Source organism: Telmatobacter sp. DSM 110680, assembly GCF_039994875.1.
In the GTDB taxonomy this organism is placed as follows: domain Bacteria; phylum Acidobacteriota; class Terriglobia; order Terriglobales; family Acidobacteriaceae; genus Telmatobacter.
The window spans coordinates 4132888-4148020 of sequence record NZ_CP121196.1; the positions used below are offsets into that span (position 1 = coordinate 4132888).

At 56.6% G+C, this 15133-nt stretch carries 12 protein-coding genes; 9 read left to right on the forward strand and 3 right to left on the reverse strand.

Going from position 1 to position 15133, the window contains the following annotated elements; translation table 11 throughout:
* Window positions 1–12: 12 nt before the first annotated feature.
* The 7 genes from kdpC (at window position 13) to P8935_RS17190 (ending at window position 8645) form a co-directional block, all read left to right on the forward strand.
* The gene (gene kdpC / locus P8935_RS17160) at window positions 13–630 is read left to right on the forward strand and encodes a potassium-transporting ATPase subunit KdpC (protein WP_348261520.1); all 618 of its coding nucleotides are present in this window, start codon (window positions 13–15) and stop codon (window positions 628–630) included.
* A 153-nt stretch (window positions 631–783) separates the two neighbouring features.
* The gene (locus tag P8935_RS17165; protein ID WP_348261521.1) at window positions 784–1536 is read left to right on the forward strand and encodes a (Fe-S)-binding protein; all 753 of its coding nucleotides are present in this window, start codon (window positions 784–786) and stop codon (window positions 1534–1536) included.
* On the forward strand, window positions 1533–3008 hold the full coding sequence (locus tag P8935_RS17170) for a LutB/LldF family L-lactate oxidation iron-sulfur protein (protein WP_348261522.1): 1476 nt from the start codon (window positions 1533–1535) through the stop codon (window positions 3006–3008). The genes P8935_RS17165 and P8935_RS17170 overlap by 4 nt, the downstream gene beginning before the upstream one ends.
* A complete protein-coding gene (locus P8935_RS17175) occupies window positions 3005–3643 on the forward strand; it encodes an LUD domain-containing protein (protein WP_348261523.1) in 639 nt (212 codons plus the stop codon). Before P8935_RS17170 ends, P8935_RS17175 begins: the two co-directional genes overlap by 4 nt.
* 53 nt (window positions 3644–3696) lie before the next feature.
* The gene (locus tag P8935_RS17180) at window positions 3697–4902 is read left to right on the forward strand and encodes a TIM barrel protein (protein ID WP_348261524.1); all 1206 of its coding nucleotides are present in this window, start codon (window positions 3697–3699) and stop codon (window positions 4900–4902) included.
* A gap of 63 nt (window positions 4903–4965) precedes the next feature.
* Window positions 4966–7191: a bifunctional rhamnulose-1-phosphate aldolase/short-chain dehydrogenase gene (locus tag P8935_RS17185; RefSeq protein WP_348261525.1), complete on the forward strand. Its 2226-nt coding sequence runs from the start codon at window positions 4966–4968 to the stop codon at window positions 7189–7191.
* Window positions 7188–8645: an FGGY-family carbohydrate kinase gene (locus P8935_RS17190; RefSeq protein WP_348261526.1), complete on the forward strand. Its 1458-nt coding sequence runs from the start codon at window positions 7188–7190 to the stop codon at window positions 8643–8645. Before P8935_RS17185 ends, P8935_RS17190 begins: the two co-directional genes overlap by 4 nt.
* 157 nt (window positions 8646–8802) lie before the next feature.
* On the opposite strand, the gene dnaE is transcribed toward P8935_RS17190, so the two are convergent.
* Both dnaE and P8935_RS17200 read right to left on the reverse strand, forming a co-directional pair.
* Complete coding sequence (dnaE, locus tag P8935_RS17195; protein ID WP_348261527.1) at window positions 8803–12306, reverse strand: DNA polymerase III subunit alpha; 3504 nt, start codon at window positions 12304–12306, stop codon at window positions 8803–8805.
* Window positions 12307–12642: 336 nt separating this feature from the next.
* On the reverse strand, window positions 12643–13239 hold the full coding sequence (locus P8935_RS17200; protein ID WP_348261528.1) for a hypothetical protein: 597 nt from the start codon (window positions 13237–13239) through the stop codon (window positions 12643–12645).
* A 204-nt stretch (window positions 13240–13443) separates the two neighbouring features.
* On the opposite strand from P8935_RS17200, the gene P8935_RS17205 reads away from it, so the two are divergent.
* Window positions 13444–13584 (forward strand): hypothetical protein, encoded by a 141-nt coding sequence (locus P8935_RS17205; RefSeq protein WP_348261529.1) that lies wholly within the window; start codon window positions 13444–13446, stop codon window positions 13582–13584.
* Between the two features lie 99 nt (window positions 13585–13683).
* On the opposite strand, the gene P8935_RS17210 is transcribed toward P8935_RS17205, so the two are convergent.
* Window positions 13684–14403 carry a hypothetical protein gene (locus tag P8935_RS17210; protein ID WP_348261530.1) on the reverse strand — a complete coding sequence of 240 codons (720 nt, stop codon included), beginning with the start codon at window positions 14401–14403 and terminating at the stop codon, window positions 13684–13686.
* Between the two features lie 210 nt (window positions 14404–14613).
* Between P8935_RS17210 and P8935_RS17215 the strand changes: the two genes are divergently transcribed.
* Window positions 14614–15129, forward strand: a complete 516-nt coding sequence (locus P8935_RS17215; protein WP_348261531.1) for a hypothetical protein — start codon at window positions 14614–14616, stop codon at window positions 15127–15129.
* The last annotated feature ends 4 nt before the right edge of the window (window positions 15130–15133 follow it).

The window sequence follows — 15133 nt, forward strand, 5'->3', positions numbered from 1 at the left end:
GGAGATTCGAACATGCACGCATCCGCAACAATGGTTTCACCCGCATCTGGCAACGTACCCGTGACGCACTCAGTTTGGCGCACCTCGATACGCTTCACGCTTTTGACTACAGTCCTGCTGGGAATCGGATATCCGCTACTTGTCACTGGAATCGCCGGAGCAATGTTTCCGCATAAGGCAGCTGGCAGCCTCATTCTGAAGGACGGCCAGGTGATCGGCTCCGAATTGCTTGCCCAGAGCTTTACTTCAGATCGCTACTTTCACCCTCGGCCCTCGGCTGCGGGCAACGGATACGATCCGACCTCGTCGGGCGGATCGAACCTTGCTCAATCCAATGCGAAACTCGTGCAACGGATTCAGGGCGATATCGACAAGCTAGCCGCACAGAATCCTGGACATCCGGTTCCGATCGACGCAGTAACCACCTCGGGTTCCGGTCTCGATCCAGATGTGACGCCAGACAATGCATATTTTCAGGCGCCGCTGATTGCCAAGGCACGCGGCCTCAGTGAGACGCAGGTGCGACAGCTCATCCAACAGCACATCGCCGGGCGCACATTTGGAGTGCTGGGCGAGCCCCGCGTTAACGTTTTAGAGCTGAATATGGCTCTCGATAATTCTGCCAAGTAGATTCGTTCGGCTTTCCCTGGAAAATTGGGGAGGATCGCATCCTCCCCGCCTTTTTCCTTTATCCGCCACGCGATTCGCGTTGCAATTCGACAAGCACTCTTTCCGGCGAATATCATCCTCTTTCACCATCTTTGTGCTTGATGGGCCTCGCGGATGCGCGCATCGCTCTTTATCACCTGCTACAACGACACACTCTTTCCCGAAACCGGGCGCGCTGTGGTGCGACTGCTGGAGAGGCTTGGCGTTGAGCTCGACTTTCTTCCGGCGCAGACGTGCTGCGGACAGATGCACGCCAACACCGGCTTTCGTGCGGAGGCCTTTTCGCAGGCCAAACGATTCGTGCAGCTTTATCGCGACGCTGAATGTGTGGTGATTCCGTCCTCGTCCTGTGTGGCCATGATCCGCGATCAATACCGCGGACTGTTTGAGGAATTGGGAAATGAAGACCTGCGAAAGCAGTTCGCATCCTTGCTGCCGCGTGTGTATGAACTGAGCGAATTCCTCACGGATAAACTTGGTGTTGAAGATGTTGGGGCGTTCTTTCCGCATCGAGTTACCTATCACGCGAGTTGCCACGGACTACGCGGACTGCATGTTGGTGACCGACCGTTTCGGCTGTTGAGCAAAGTGCGCGGACTGGAACTTGTTCCGCTCGCGAATTTGGAGCGCTGCTGCGGATTTGGTGGGACATTCTCTATCAAGAATGCTGAAGTATCAACGGCCATGCTCGATGCCAAGCTCGGAGATGTTCTGGCGACAAACGCGGAGTATTGCACCGCGCTCGATAACAGTTGCCTGATGCACCTGGGCGGAGCGCTGCATCGGCAAAACAACCGAGTTCACACCATTCATCTCGCCGGGATCCTTGCGAGTACCGCCGAGCACGTGTTCGGAGAAAACGCGTGAGCACCCATGTTCGCCATGATGCTCCGGTGATGGACCCGCGCGTCGCACCGCCGTTTCCCACTGCAGCACTTCCGATTCTGCAAAATGCACAACTGCGGAAGAATGTGGCACACGCGACGGACGTGATTCAGACCAAACGCAGCCTCCTGATCGCTGAAAAGAAGGATTGGCAGGAATTGCGCTCTGCTGCTGCAGCAATACGCGCTCATGTACTCGCAAATCTTGACACCTACCTTGAGCAGTTCGAGAGCAGTTGTTCCGCCGCAGGTGGAACGGTCCATTGGGCGAGAGACGCGGCTGAAGCGCGCTCCATCATCATTGACATTCTGCGCGAAGAGAATGCAACCGAGGTCATCAAAATCAAGACCATGACTTCGGCCGAAATCCAGCTCAATCCAGCGTTGGAAGCCGCAGGTATCCATGCGATTGAGACTGATCTGGCTGAGTTAATTCTTCAACTGGGGGACGATGAGCCTTCGCACATTGTTGTTCCCGCGTTGCACGTCAATCGTCGCCAAGTCTGCGAAATCTTTGCGCGTCGCATGGGGTTGCCAGATCTTGCTGATGATCCACAGGCTCTTACCGCGGCCGCGCGAAGTTACTTGCGCCAGAAATTCCTGAGTGTTCCGACGGCTATCAGCGGCGCCAACTTTCTTATTGCCGAGACGGGTTCGGTCGCCATCGTAGAGTCAGAAGGCAATGGGCGCATGTGCCTCACATTGCCGCGCACTCTGATCACCCTTGCGGGAATCGAAAAAGTGCTGCCACGCTACGGCGATCTTGAGGTGCTGTTGCAGGTGCTGGCTCGATCGGCCACCGGCGAGCGGATGAATCCTTATACGTCACTGTGGTCCGGCGTCACGCCTGGAGATGGGCCGCGGCGTTTTCACGTAGTGCTGCTGGATAACGGTCGCTCTGAGATCCTGGGACGCAACGTCGAGAGGCAAACGCTGCAATGTATACGCTGCGCCGCTTGCCTTAATGCCTGTCCGGTTTACAGGCAGACGGGCGGCCATGCATATGGTTCGCCGTACGCGGGCCCCATCGGAGCGATCCTGACGCCACAATTGGAGCGTATGCATCACGCGCAATCCCTTCCCTACGCGTCCTCGTTGTGCGGCGCGTGTTACGAAGTGTGTCCGGTCAAGATCAATATTCCTGAAGTGCTGATTGAACTGCGGGCTCAGCTGGTTGATCAGGAACGGACGCAACCTGCGCGCTGGTTCGATCCGATGTACCTGGGGATGAAGGCGGCGAATCTTGCATTTGCCAGTGCGGGCCGCTTCAGGATTGCGCAGCGCTTGGGACGGTTGGGCCTCCGTTTCTTTACGGCGAAAGATGGCTGGATTCATCGTCTGCCCAGTCTTGGAGCGCGCTGGACGATGTCGCGCGATCTCCGCTCTCTTCCTGATCAGACCTTTCGAGAGTGGTGGTCTGCACGAGAATCGGGCCGACGCAAGGAGGCCAAATGACGGGTATTTCCGCACGTCAGGCGATTCTCGACCGCGTCCGCGCAGCAACCCGTGACGACTCGAATGCCTATCCGGATTTGCCGCGAAGCTATGTTCGACACGGTGCACTCGACCTGTCTGCCCGGGTGCGTCTGATGACCGAGCGACTGAAAGAATATGGCGCCGATGTGGTTGAGTGCTTGCCGGAAGATCTGCCGGGTACGATCGCGCATCAACTCACATCCAGCGGTCGCCACACGTTTGTCGCACCGACCGCTCTTCCGGCTTTGTGGCGCGATGCCGGCTTTTCGTGGAAGGTAGACAACGATCTTAGCTATGAAGCAATCGAGAGTTGCGAAGGGGTATTGACTGCGTCGTCAGCTGGCATCGCCGACTCGGGCACAATCGTGCTGCATCACGGTGAAACTGAGGGACGGCGTGTAATCACGCTGCTCCCCGATTTTCACCTTTGCATTCTGCGCGCCACCCAGATTGTAGAGACGCTGCCCGAGTATTTTGCACGCTGCTCAGAACCACCGCGTCTCGCCACTTATATCTCCGGCCCCAGCGCAACGGCAGACATTGAGATGACTCGAATCAAGGGAGTTCATGGGCCCCGGTTTCTGAGCGTAATCATCGTTCGCGACAACGGTTAGCATGCGCACAATCCGGCTAAAGTCCTACAATCGTCAACGGCGAGGCAAAGGTGATGACACAATCTGATTCGGCAATGTTTGACAGGGCTATCAAAATTCTCGATCAATTCCAGATCGAAATTCCCTCGTGGGGATTCGCGAATACTGGTACGCGGTTTGGCAAATTTGTTCAACCTGCGGCTGCGGCGACGCTCGAGGAGAAGTTCAGCGATGCTGCCGAAGTTCATCGCCTCACTGGCTCAACGCCGACTCTGGCACTCCATGTCCTGTGGGATCTTCCGCGCGGAGTGGCAGATGTCGCGGAGGTCCAGGGACTTGAACGTAGAACCGGAATCCGGTCAGGCTCGATCAACCCGAATCTCTTTCAGGACCAGGAATACAAATACGGCTCGCTTTGCAATCCGGATGGAGACATTCGTGGCAATGCACTTCAGCACGTGCTCGATTCCATTGAGATTGGAAAGCGCCTTCATGCGCGCGATATTTCACTCTGGCTCGCCGATGGCTCAAACTATCCGGGTACACAGTCGATGCGCAAACGCATTGGGTGGCTGGAGGGGGCGCTCAACACCGCGCATCAGCATCTTGCCGCGGACCAGCGATTGCTGGTGGAGTACAAGCCGTTCGAGCCGGCTTTTTACCATACGGACATTGCCGACTGGGGCATGTCATCGCACCTTTGTCGCGCCGCTGGTCCGCAAGCATTTGTGCTCGTCGATACCGGTCACCACTATCTCTCGCAGAATATAGAACAGATTGTCACGTGGCTACTGCACCTCGACCTGCTGGGTGGATTCCATTTTAACGATCGACGGTATGCTGACGACGACCTCACCCTCGGGTCGATCGATCCGTACCAGGTTTTCCGGATCTTCCACGAACTCTGCGAAGATCAACAATTCCCGGCGTCCAAAAACCCGCTGCATGCAGTTCCTTTCATGATCGACCAGAGCCACAATCTCAAGGGAAAAATCGAAGCCATGGTCCAGACCGTTATGTCGGCGCAGGAACTCTGGCTCAAGGCCGCCCTGATCGACCGGGAGAGACTCACCCTGCTTCAACAAGACTGCGATCTTGTAGCGGCTGAGGAGGTTTTCAGGGATGCATTCTGGCGGGATGTACGACCGATGATTGCGGCGTGGCGCGAGTCCCGCGGTCTTGCGGCCAACCCGCTGGCTGCCCTTCGAGAAGGCGGTTACGTCGAGCGCGTTACACGGGAGCGCGCAAGTAGACAATCTGCTGTGAGCAGCTATGCCTAGACCGAGCTAGCGGCGGTAGAATCGAGGTCTGAGTTCTGATTTATTTCCCCGATCGGTGGTGCAATGATGACGCAGGCAACTCTCGCAACCGCAACGCTTCGTTTTCTTGAGGACCGGTGGGATCCAGCAGTCGCCGCAACGCTCGACGAGCCGGAGCTTCTGCGCTACCGGTCAAATCTGCTCGGGTCGGACCTGCGTATCACCAACTTCGCCGGCGGCAATACCAGTTCCAAGATTATGGAGACGGACCCGCTCACCGGCGAGCAGGCGGAAGTGATCTGGGTAAAGGGTTCCGGCGGCGATCTAGGCAGCATGAAGCGGTCCGGTTTTGCCACGCTCTATCAGGAAAAGCTTCTCGCACTCGAGCGCAGCTATAAAGGTGTTGAAACCGAAGACGACATGGTGGCGATGTACCCGCTGTGCACCTTCCGCAACAATCCTGTCGCCGCCTCGATCGATACGCCGCTGCACGGATTTCTTCCCTTCCCGCATGTCGACCATCTGCATCCAGACTGGGGTATCGCGCTGGCTGCATCGGCCAACGGCCTGGCGAAGATGGAGGAGTTCAATCGCGAGTTCAACCACACGCTTGTATGGATTCCATGGCAGCGTCCGGGATTTGAGCTGGGCTTGATGCTCAGGAAAGCAGTGCACGACAATCCCAACTGCGACGGTATCGTCCTTGGCGGACACGGGCTCTTCACGTGGGGACAAACGCAGCGCGAGTGCTATCTGAATACGATTACGCTTATCGACCAGATTGGCCAGTTTATCGCGCGCCACGGCGATGAGAAGGGATCCGTGCGATTCGGCGGGGAGGCCGTCCCATCGCGCACCGATCGGCAGGTGCTTGCTGTCGATATCGTGCCACACCTGCGCGGACGGTTGAGTTCGAATCATCGTTGGATTGCGAGTTTCAGCGATGCACCGGACGTCTTGCAGTTTGTAAATTCGACGCACGCTGAAGAGCTCGCCTACCTTGGCACGAGCTGCCCGGATCACTTTATCCGTACAAAGATTCGTCCCATGTTTGTGCCGTGGCCGAAGGGCAGCAGCGTTGCGGACCTGAAGGCGCAGATCGATCGGTCACTGGTTGAATATCGCGAACAGTATTGCACCTATTACCACTATTTCGCGACGGCCGACTCACCGTCGTTGCGCGATCCAAGCCCGACCGTTGTTCTTATTCCCGGACTCGGCATGTTCAGTTTCGGGAAGAACAAGACGGAAGCTCGCATCGTCGGCGAGTTCTATACGAACGCAATTCACGTCATGGAAGGCGCAAGCTTGCTGGCTGGGAGCGAAGACTTAAAGGGTGCACTGCCACAGTGTGGCGATGGCATGGATCCTGCGAGTTTCAAGAGTTTCAGCAATTATGTTGCGCTTCCGCCGTTGGAAGCGTTTCGGATTGAGTACTGGGCCATGGAAGAGGCCAAGATTCGTCGCCAGCCACCTGAAAAAGAACTTAGCCGTCGTATTGCGCTCGTTGTCGGCGGTGGGAGCGGAATAGGCCGCGAGGTCGCGCACCTGGTTGCAGCACGCGGAGCGCACGTGATGGTGGCCGATTACGACGAGACGGCTGCGGCACGAGTTGTTGGAGAACTGGCGCAGATCACGCAAAAAGAATTCGTCGCGGCGACAAAAGTCGACATCCGAAGCCGCGACGCCGTGCGCGAGGCGCTCCGTACTACGATCGCGGCTTTCGGTGGCGTGGATATTCTGATCAACACCGCCGCGTTATTTCCATCAGCGGCCGACGGCGTAATTAGCGATGATCTTTGGGCGGCGACATTGAATATCAACGTTACTGCCAACTATATTCTTGCCGACGAGGCGGCAAAGATTTTTGCGGATCAGGATCTTGATGGATCGATCGTGCTTACGAGCTCAGCCAATGCGGTGGTGGCCAAGCGCGGCAGCGAAGCCTACGACGTGAGCAAGGCTGCCCTCTCCCACCTGGTGCGCGAATTGGCTGTATCGCTTTCGCCCAAGGTGCGGGTCAATGCTGTCAGCCCGGCGACCGTCGTCAAAGGGAGCACCATGTTTCCGCGCGATCGTGTTCGCGCCTCGCTGGCCAAGTACAACATTCACTTCGATGAAAACAAGTCCGACGACGAACTGCGTAATGTGCTCGCGGCCTTTTATGCCAAGCGCACGCTTACGCATCAACCGATCGATCCAGCGGATTGCGCGGAGGCAATTGCTTTCCTCGCGAGCCCCCGAACCCGCTGCACCACAGGCCACATCTTCCCCGTCGATGGAGGACTGACCGAGGCGTTTTTGCGGTGAATGAGCAGAACGGGAGATTTCCGGAAGATTCTCGCGCACGCGTTGCCATAGACCTTGGCGCGGAGAGCTGTCGAGTATCTTTGCTTCGCTGGCGAGACGGACTCCCGCATATTGCTGAAGTCCACCGAATCTCGAACGGCCCCGTTGAAGATGGTGAATCTCTTAAGTGGCCGCTTGGCGGAATTCTGGCCGGAATTGAAGGGGGGCTGCGCCGAGCCGCCGTTGAGGCGCCAGAGGGGATCGCCTCGATTGCAGTTGACGGCTGGGCCGTGGACTATGTGCGCCTTGACTCAAAAGGACAGCCGCTGCATGATGCGTTTTGCTATCGCGACCAGCGCACGGTTGCTGCAAAGCAGAAAGTTGATTCCATGGTTGCTCCAGAAGAGACGTTTCGGCGCACGGGAGCGCAACCGCTACGGATCAACACTATGTATCAACTTTTTGCTGACGACGAAGAGATCGCGGACGCGCCCTGGCTTTGTCTTCCGGAGTACGTTTTGCACTGGCTCGGCGCTCCACCGGTGGCTGAATACACCAACGCGACCCATACTGGGCTGATTGATTTCGCTACAGGAGATTGGGCATACGATCTGTTTGCGAGACTCAGCTTGTCTGTCAACGCTGCTCCTCGCGTGGTTGCTCCGGGGACGCGGTTGGGTCGTTTGAAAGGGCCGCTCACTGAGCTTGAGGCTTTTCGAGATACGGAACTCATCGCTCCAGCTTGCCACGATACCGCGTCTGCGATAGCCGGAATTCCAGTCGATCTAGACTCGACGGCCTACATCTGTTCCGGAACGTGGTCGCTCGTGGGTACCGTTGTCTCAATTCCGATTGCAACGCCTGAAGCTATGGCGGCGCGTTATACGAATCAAGGCGCGGCAACGGGCGGGTTCTGCTTTCATACAAACGTCAACGGAATGTGGCTGCTGAGGCAGTGCATGGAATCATGGGCGTCTGAAGGCCGAAGTCTGACGATACCTGGGCTAGTGCAGGAAGCTGCGAGTTGCGAGTGTGCCGGCATTATCAACGTGGATGCAGATCCGCTGCTTCTCTCTGGCGATATGCCGGGGCGCATCAATCGCGAACTCGCGGCCACCGGAAGTCAGACTGTCCCCGAAACTCCCGGCAACGAGGCGCTATTTGCCCGGGTTATTTTTGAAAGCCTTGCCACACGCTATGCGACCGCGCTGGCTGATCTTGAGCAGATGCTTGATCGCAAAATGAGCCGTATCCACATCATCGGCGGTGCGAGCCGGAACCAGTTGCTCGCCGATCTTACATCGCAGCGCACCGGGATCCCCGTGGAGTGTGGTCATCCGGAAAGCTCCACAATTGGGAACTTCGCTGTACAGGTTGCTGCGAGTGAAAGCCCGACTCGGCCTGCCACGCGATTCGAGGTGCGTCAGTGGGCGGGCCGCCTCTGCTCCTGCTTGCCGGAACCCTGCATTCGCTAAGGGAGGGCAAAAACGAGCCTGATCGACCATGAAACTTTAGTGTTATGGCAATCTGCAGATTCTGTCGTATGCTGTTCCCACAAACCCTTTCTTGCGAAGCAAAGCAGCAATGCTGCCCTGGCCAAATTCGAGGAAGTCCGTGTTCATTTCAGCGGACTTATCCCAGCGGCTGGACCGTTCCCTTGCCTGTCAATTCCTCGACGCGCTCTACCCAGCATCGGTCTGCGGCCACGCTCATCTGCTCCGGCTCGAGAATCACCTGAAACTCCCCTTTCTTCTCAAGGAAGATCATTACTTTGCCGGGGCCCGGGGCTGCGTCTGCGGCACTCTTCAGATTTGCCAGCAGTTCCTCTGTGGCGCGGTCGAGGCTAATGCGAATCCGCACGCCGGACGGCAACTTTACCTGAACTGACTCGAGCGGGACGATTTGACTCACGGAAATCTTCGGCGCTGAATCTTCGTCGCCGGACAGCACTCCGCGTACCAGCACTGGCGCTTCGATCTTCATTTGCTCGGTCAAGCGCTCGTAATCGCGCGGAAAGGCAATCAGTTCGATCTTGCCCGTGGCGTCTTCGAGAATCGCCTGCGCATACAGCTTTCCGTCGCGTTTGGTCTTCTGCACGCGAAGGCCTTGCATCAACCCGGCCACCTGTATCTCGTCGGCGGGGTCTGACTCCTTGCCCCAGCGACGCTCTGGTGGTTTGCGCTCGAGCGCATCCGCAGTTGAAATGACGCCGCTGAGGTTCTTGATCTTGTCGGCGTACTTATCCAACGGGTGACCGGAGACAAAGAAGCCCAGCACTTCCTTTTCGTTAGTCAGTCGCTCGCCTTCTTCCCAGTCGGGAACCCTGGGCAAATCATCCCCGCTGTGGGTGTGCGTTGGAGACTCATTGAAGAGGCCAAACAGGCCGGCCTGGCCCTGCGCCGCATCTTTCTGCGCTTTCTGCGCGCGCTCCATCGCCTTGTCGACTGCCGCGTAAAGCGGACCGCGTTTGCCCAGTGAATCGAGCGCACCAGCCTTGATAAGAGACTCAATTACGCGTTTGTTCATGACGCGCAGATCTACTTTTTCGCAAAACTCCCAGAAGGTCTTGAAGCGGCCACCCACTTCTTCGCGCGCCTGGGTGATGGAATCAATCGCATTGCCGCCAACGTTCTTCACGGCGGCCAAGCCGAAACGAATGGCCTCGCCATGCGGTGTGAATTGCGCGCCACTGACTTGAACGTCCGGTGGCTCGACCTTGATATTCATCTCCCGGCATTCTGCAATGTACTTGACGACATTTTCCGGCTTCGATGTTTCCGAAGTGAGCAGTGCGGCCATGAATTCGACGGGATAGTGAGTCTTCAAGTACGCCGTCTGGTAGGCAACCAGCGCGTAGGCTGCGGAGTGCGATTTGTTAAATCCGTATCCCGAGAACTTGGCCATCTGCTCAAATATCTCTTCAACCGCGGCCTTGGGATGCCCGAGTTTCGAGGCGCCGTTCATAAATCGATCACGCTGCTCCGCCATCGCTTTGGGATCTTTTTTCCCCATCGCGCGCCGCAGCAGGTCGGCTTCACCCAGGCTGTAGCTGGCCAGCACGTTCGCGATCCGCATGACCTGTTCCTGATAGACGATGACGCCAAGTGAGTCTTTGAGTATGCCCTCAAGCTCAGGAAGCAGAAACTCGACCTTGCGCCGTCCCCATTTGCGTTCGACGAAGTCATCGATCATATCCATCGGCCCGGGGCGATAGAGAGCGTTCAGCGCGGTCAACTCCTCGACCGTATCGGGCTTGTAACGGCGCAAAATATCCCGCATCCCACTTGATTCGAACTGGAAGATCCCTGACGTGAGCGCCGGGTGAAACACTCGCTTGAAGGTCTCGGGATCGTCTAACGGAACCATCTCGATATCGACCGCTTCTCCGCGACTCTGCTCGATGAGCTTCACGCAATCTGTAATCACGGTGAGAGTGGCCAGACCCAGGAAGTCCATCTTCAGCAGGCCCATCTTCTCGACGGACTTCATGTCGTAGGCCGTCACGATTTCATCGTTCTTCGTGCGGTTCAACGGCACCAGTTCCGTGAGCGGACGCGGCGCGATGACCACCGCCGACGCATGCACTCCTGCCCCGCGCACCAGTCCCTCGAGCTTCCTTGCGGTATCGATGAGTTCGCGAACCTGCTTGTCGTTGTCATACGCTTTGCGCAGATCGGGCGACTCCTCCAATGCCTTCTCCAGCGTCATCCCCACGGTCGGTGGCACCAGCTTGGCAATTCTGTCGACATCGCCGTAAGGCATATCCATCGCGCGACCGCAGTCTTTGATGGATGCCTTGGCGGCCATGGTATTGAAGGTGATGATCTGCGCTACCTGCTCGCGCCCATACTTACGGGTAACGTATTCAATGACCTCGCCGCGGCGGTTCTGGCAGAAGTCCACGTCGATATCGGGCATGGTGACGCGTTCGGGATTGAGGAAGCGCTCGAAGAGCAGCACATTCTGCATCGGATCGATGTTGGTAATCTCCATGGCGTAGGCGACGAGCGAACCTGTCGCCGAACCGCGCCCCGGGCCGACAGGGATGCCATTGTCTCGCGCGTACTTGATGAAGTCCCAGACGATGAGGAAGTATCCCGAGTACTTCATCTGCTTGATGATGTCGATTTCAAAACTGAGGCGCGATTCATATTCGTGGGTCGGCGAACGGCGCACTCCACGCAGTTCGAGTTGCAGTACCGCTGTCTCCAGACGCTTCTTCAGGCCCTTGCGGCAGACCTCTTCGAAATAGCTATCGATGGTGTGTTCCGGGGGAACGACGAACTCGGGAAACGGATTGTCTACGGCATGCAGCTTGAAGTTGCAACGCTCGGCTATCTCCATTGTTGTTTGCGTCACGCCGGGCGAGTCAGGAAAGAGGCGGCCCATCTCGTCGGCGGATTTGACGAAGAACTGGTCGGAGTCGAAGCGAAAGCGCTCGGCGTCATGCACCTTTGAGCCGGTCTGCACGCAGAGCATCACATCGTGGGCGTGCGAGTCTTCGCCGCAGAGATAATGCGAGTCGTTGGTAAGTACGAGAGGGATGTTCAATTCCTTTTCGAGACGAAAAAGGTCCGACTGAATTTTCTTCTCCTGCTCGAGGCCCTGATCCTGAATTTCCAAATAGAAATTGCCGCGGCCGAAGATGTCCTGGTACTGCACGGCTGCACCCTTGGCCTTCTCGTAGTGGCCGGCCATCAGTTCTTCGCAAAGCTCGCCGGAGAGGCAGCCGGAAAACCCGATCAGTCCCTTCGCGTTATCGGCCAGGAACTTTTTGCTGACACGCGGTTTGCGATAGAAGCCATGCAGGCTGGCTTCGCTCGTGAGCCGAATCAGGTTGCGGTAGCCTTCTTCGTTTTCTGCCAGCACGAGCAGATGGTTGTACTGGTCGTTGGGCGTTTCGGCACGATGGTCTTCGGCCTTACATACATACAGCTCGCACCCGAGGATCGGCTTGATGCCTTTGGCCTTGGCCGCATTGAAAAAGTGCACCGCTCCGTAGATATTGCCGTGGTCGGTCATGGCCACGGATTTCTGGCCGAGGGATGCGACGCGATCAATGAGTTTGTGTACGTCGCATGCGCCGTCGAGGAGGGAGTATTCGGTGTGGAGATGGAGATGGGTGAATTCGGCCATGGCTAGCTTTAATTTTAGTCGGCATCGACAAACCGAAAAACACTGTCTCCAGCTTGAACCGGATCTACTGAGGAAAAGGGGTCTGAAAATCAAAATTGGACAAGAAATCGTTGGAATTCGCGAAAATATCCCTTACGGCGCTTGGACACCTCTCCGTTAGAGGCAGCACCTCCCTGCGCTCAGACTCGGACACACTGAGCAAAACAGAACAGTCTCGCTGTCGCAAAAAGCCAATACTGAAAGAGAGCAGGCTCTATCTTGCCATGCAGGCTATGTCTGCCTAGTTTGGAACACATTCCCACGCCTCGCCAATCCGAGTTGAGATTAATGGCCAAATCAGTTTTTGAAACGTCGTTCAACACCATCGGAGTCGCAGGCAATTTCGAAGGCAGTGATTGAGTTGAAGTCTGCAGGAAGGTAACACCCATGAAACGAATTGGATTTGTTATTCCAATCTCCATTTTGTCCGCAGCTTTGGCGGCATGTACCTTTGGGTACGCCCAGGATTCGCAGGACAAGAAGCAAGAGCAGAACAAGGGTCAGCAACAAAAGCATCAGGATCAAGGCAAACAAAATCAAGGTCAGGAACACCAGCAGCAGAACAGGCCGCAGGCTGAGCCGCAAAAACAACAACCACAGCATGAGCAACAAAACCAGGGCAGACAGCAACAAGTCGAGCGTGATCAGCAAAACCAGACCAGGCAGCAACAGGCGCAACACCAACAGCAGAACCAAAGTAGACAGCAGCAGATTCAGCGCGATCAGCAGGACCGGAACCAGCAGCAGCAGGTTCAACGCGATCAACAGAATCAAAACCGGCAGCAGCAGGCGCAGCAGCAACAGCATGGGCAACAAATGCAGCGCTCGCAGCAGCAGCAGCGTGAGCAGCAGGTCCAGCAGCAGCAGCGTGAGCAGCAGGTCCAGCAGCAGCAAGTCTGGCAGCAACACCGCTCAAGCAACTGGGATAGGGATCATCGGAGTTGGCAGCAGCGCGGCGGGTACAACGGATTCCGTATTCCTGACAATGATTTTCGCAGCCACTATGGCAGGGGTCACGATTTCCGTATCTATGGTCTTCCCTTCATGTATGAGGGCGGCTATCCGCGATTCCAATACGGGGGATATTGGTTCTCGGTGATGGACCCGTACCCCGACTACTGGGGCAATGACTGGTATCAGACGGACGATGTTTATGTGGACTATTCCAGTGACGGATACTACCTCTACAACCGCAGATATCCCGGCCGTCCCGGAATCGCGATCAACATCTCGTTCTGAACGAATAATGCGGTTATAACCAAATGATCGCTTAGAAGCAGATCCTTCGCTCCGCTCAGGATGACACACCTCAAAAGAACTGTTGCGGCAGATCTCTGGCTACTTGAAGACGTTTTTCTCAGGGACTCCAAAGTGGGGGGCGTTGGGGACGCAGTCGTCGATGGACTTAAGGATGATGTTGTTGTCGTCGCCTACGTTCTGGCCTGAAAGTATGTAGGGCCGGTACTTCTCCTTCGGGGTGTGGTTGTCTACGTATCCCTTGATCCATCGGGGGCAGCTAAACGCCGTACGCTTGTCGTCGGTCCACCAGACTGCGTGGATGCGAAAGGCTCGTCCGCTTTCGACGGCTCCGGAGATCACTGAATAAGAACCGTCGGTGCTAGTGGTGATGGATTTGAATTCGTCCACTTTGAAGACCAGCCAGGTTCCCTTCTTGCTGCTGTCGAATAGCTTGCAGGCTTCGGCATCGCAGGTTCGCTCGAGCCGAAATACATTGATGGTGACCGGCTGCTGCGAGACGTTCTTGTATTCCACAATTACTTTTCCGTCAGTCGGCGTGTAGTTGCCTTGCGCTCCGCGTGGCGCGGAGAACGGAGGCGCATGCGTGGAACCGATCAGGGTCATCTGAATACAATCCATGCTGCACGGCTTCGCCTGAACCGCCGTCCAGCCGATTTCCACCGGCTTGGCGCTTTCAATCTGAGCGGTGTAGGTTTCGCCCGGCTTCAAAACCACGCCTGATCGAATCGGGACTTGCTTAACGGCGCCAAACGCGGTGCCGATGCACACGATTGCCATACAAAGAATTGAGCGGAACATGGCGGCAATTATATCTTCGCGTGCGATCACAGGAATTAAACCGCCTTTCCTTTGGCCTATCGCGGATTTCCGTGAATCATCCATAAGTGGCGCCATGAAGAAGCCCTTGTGTCACGTTACCTTCGGTGAGTACCCCTGCCTTCTCCTTCCTCCTTTTACGCCCGCGTCCACGTAGACTTTCACCTATACACCTAGGATTGAGGTCCTGACATGAGCAAGCCCCGTTTGGTGGGTTTTGGAGTGGCGTTTTTGTACCTGGTGTCTTCAGTGAGCGCGGGCTATGCGCAGAAGCTGGACGCGAGCGTGCTCTACCGGCAGGACAGCGACGTGAACTACTTCGCAGTCATACCCGGGTATTCCAGTGCCGCCACCGAAGGTAGTCCTGACTGCTCGCTTGACCCCTTTGCTGCCGATTGCGCAGGCACGGCCCGTGCGGGTTCGAGTATCGCGCCTGGCGACGTCACCTACAACGTAGTGGGCACCACGCTTTCGCTGCTTTTGCCCGATGGACGGGTGGCGCTGGTGAACTGCGTTAACAAATACTCCGCCAAGGGCAACTACATCAACCGCCGCAGTTGCGGAATGCCCATGGTTGAACACGTGCAGGCGGAATTCAACGGCAAGAACGCGAAGCTAAAGTGGGCCGTGGGTACCGAAGGCAAATTTGAAACCGAAAACTACAAGGTAGTTGTTGTGCTCGACAAGCGGCTTATCGCGAAACTCTGAATCG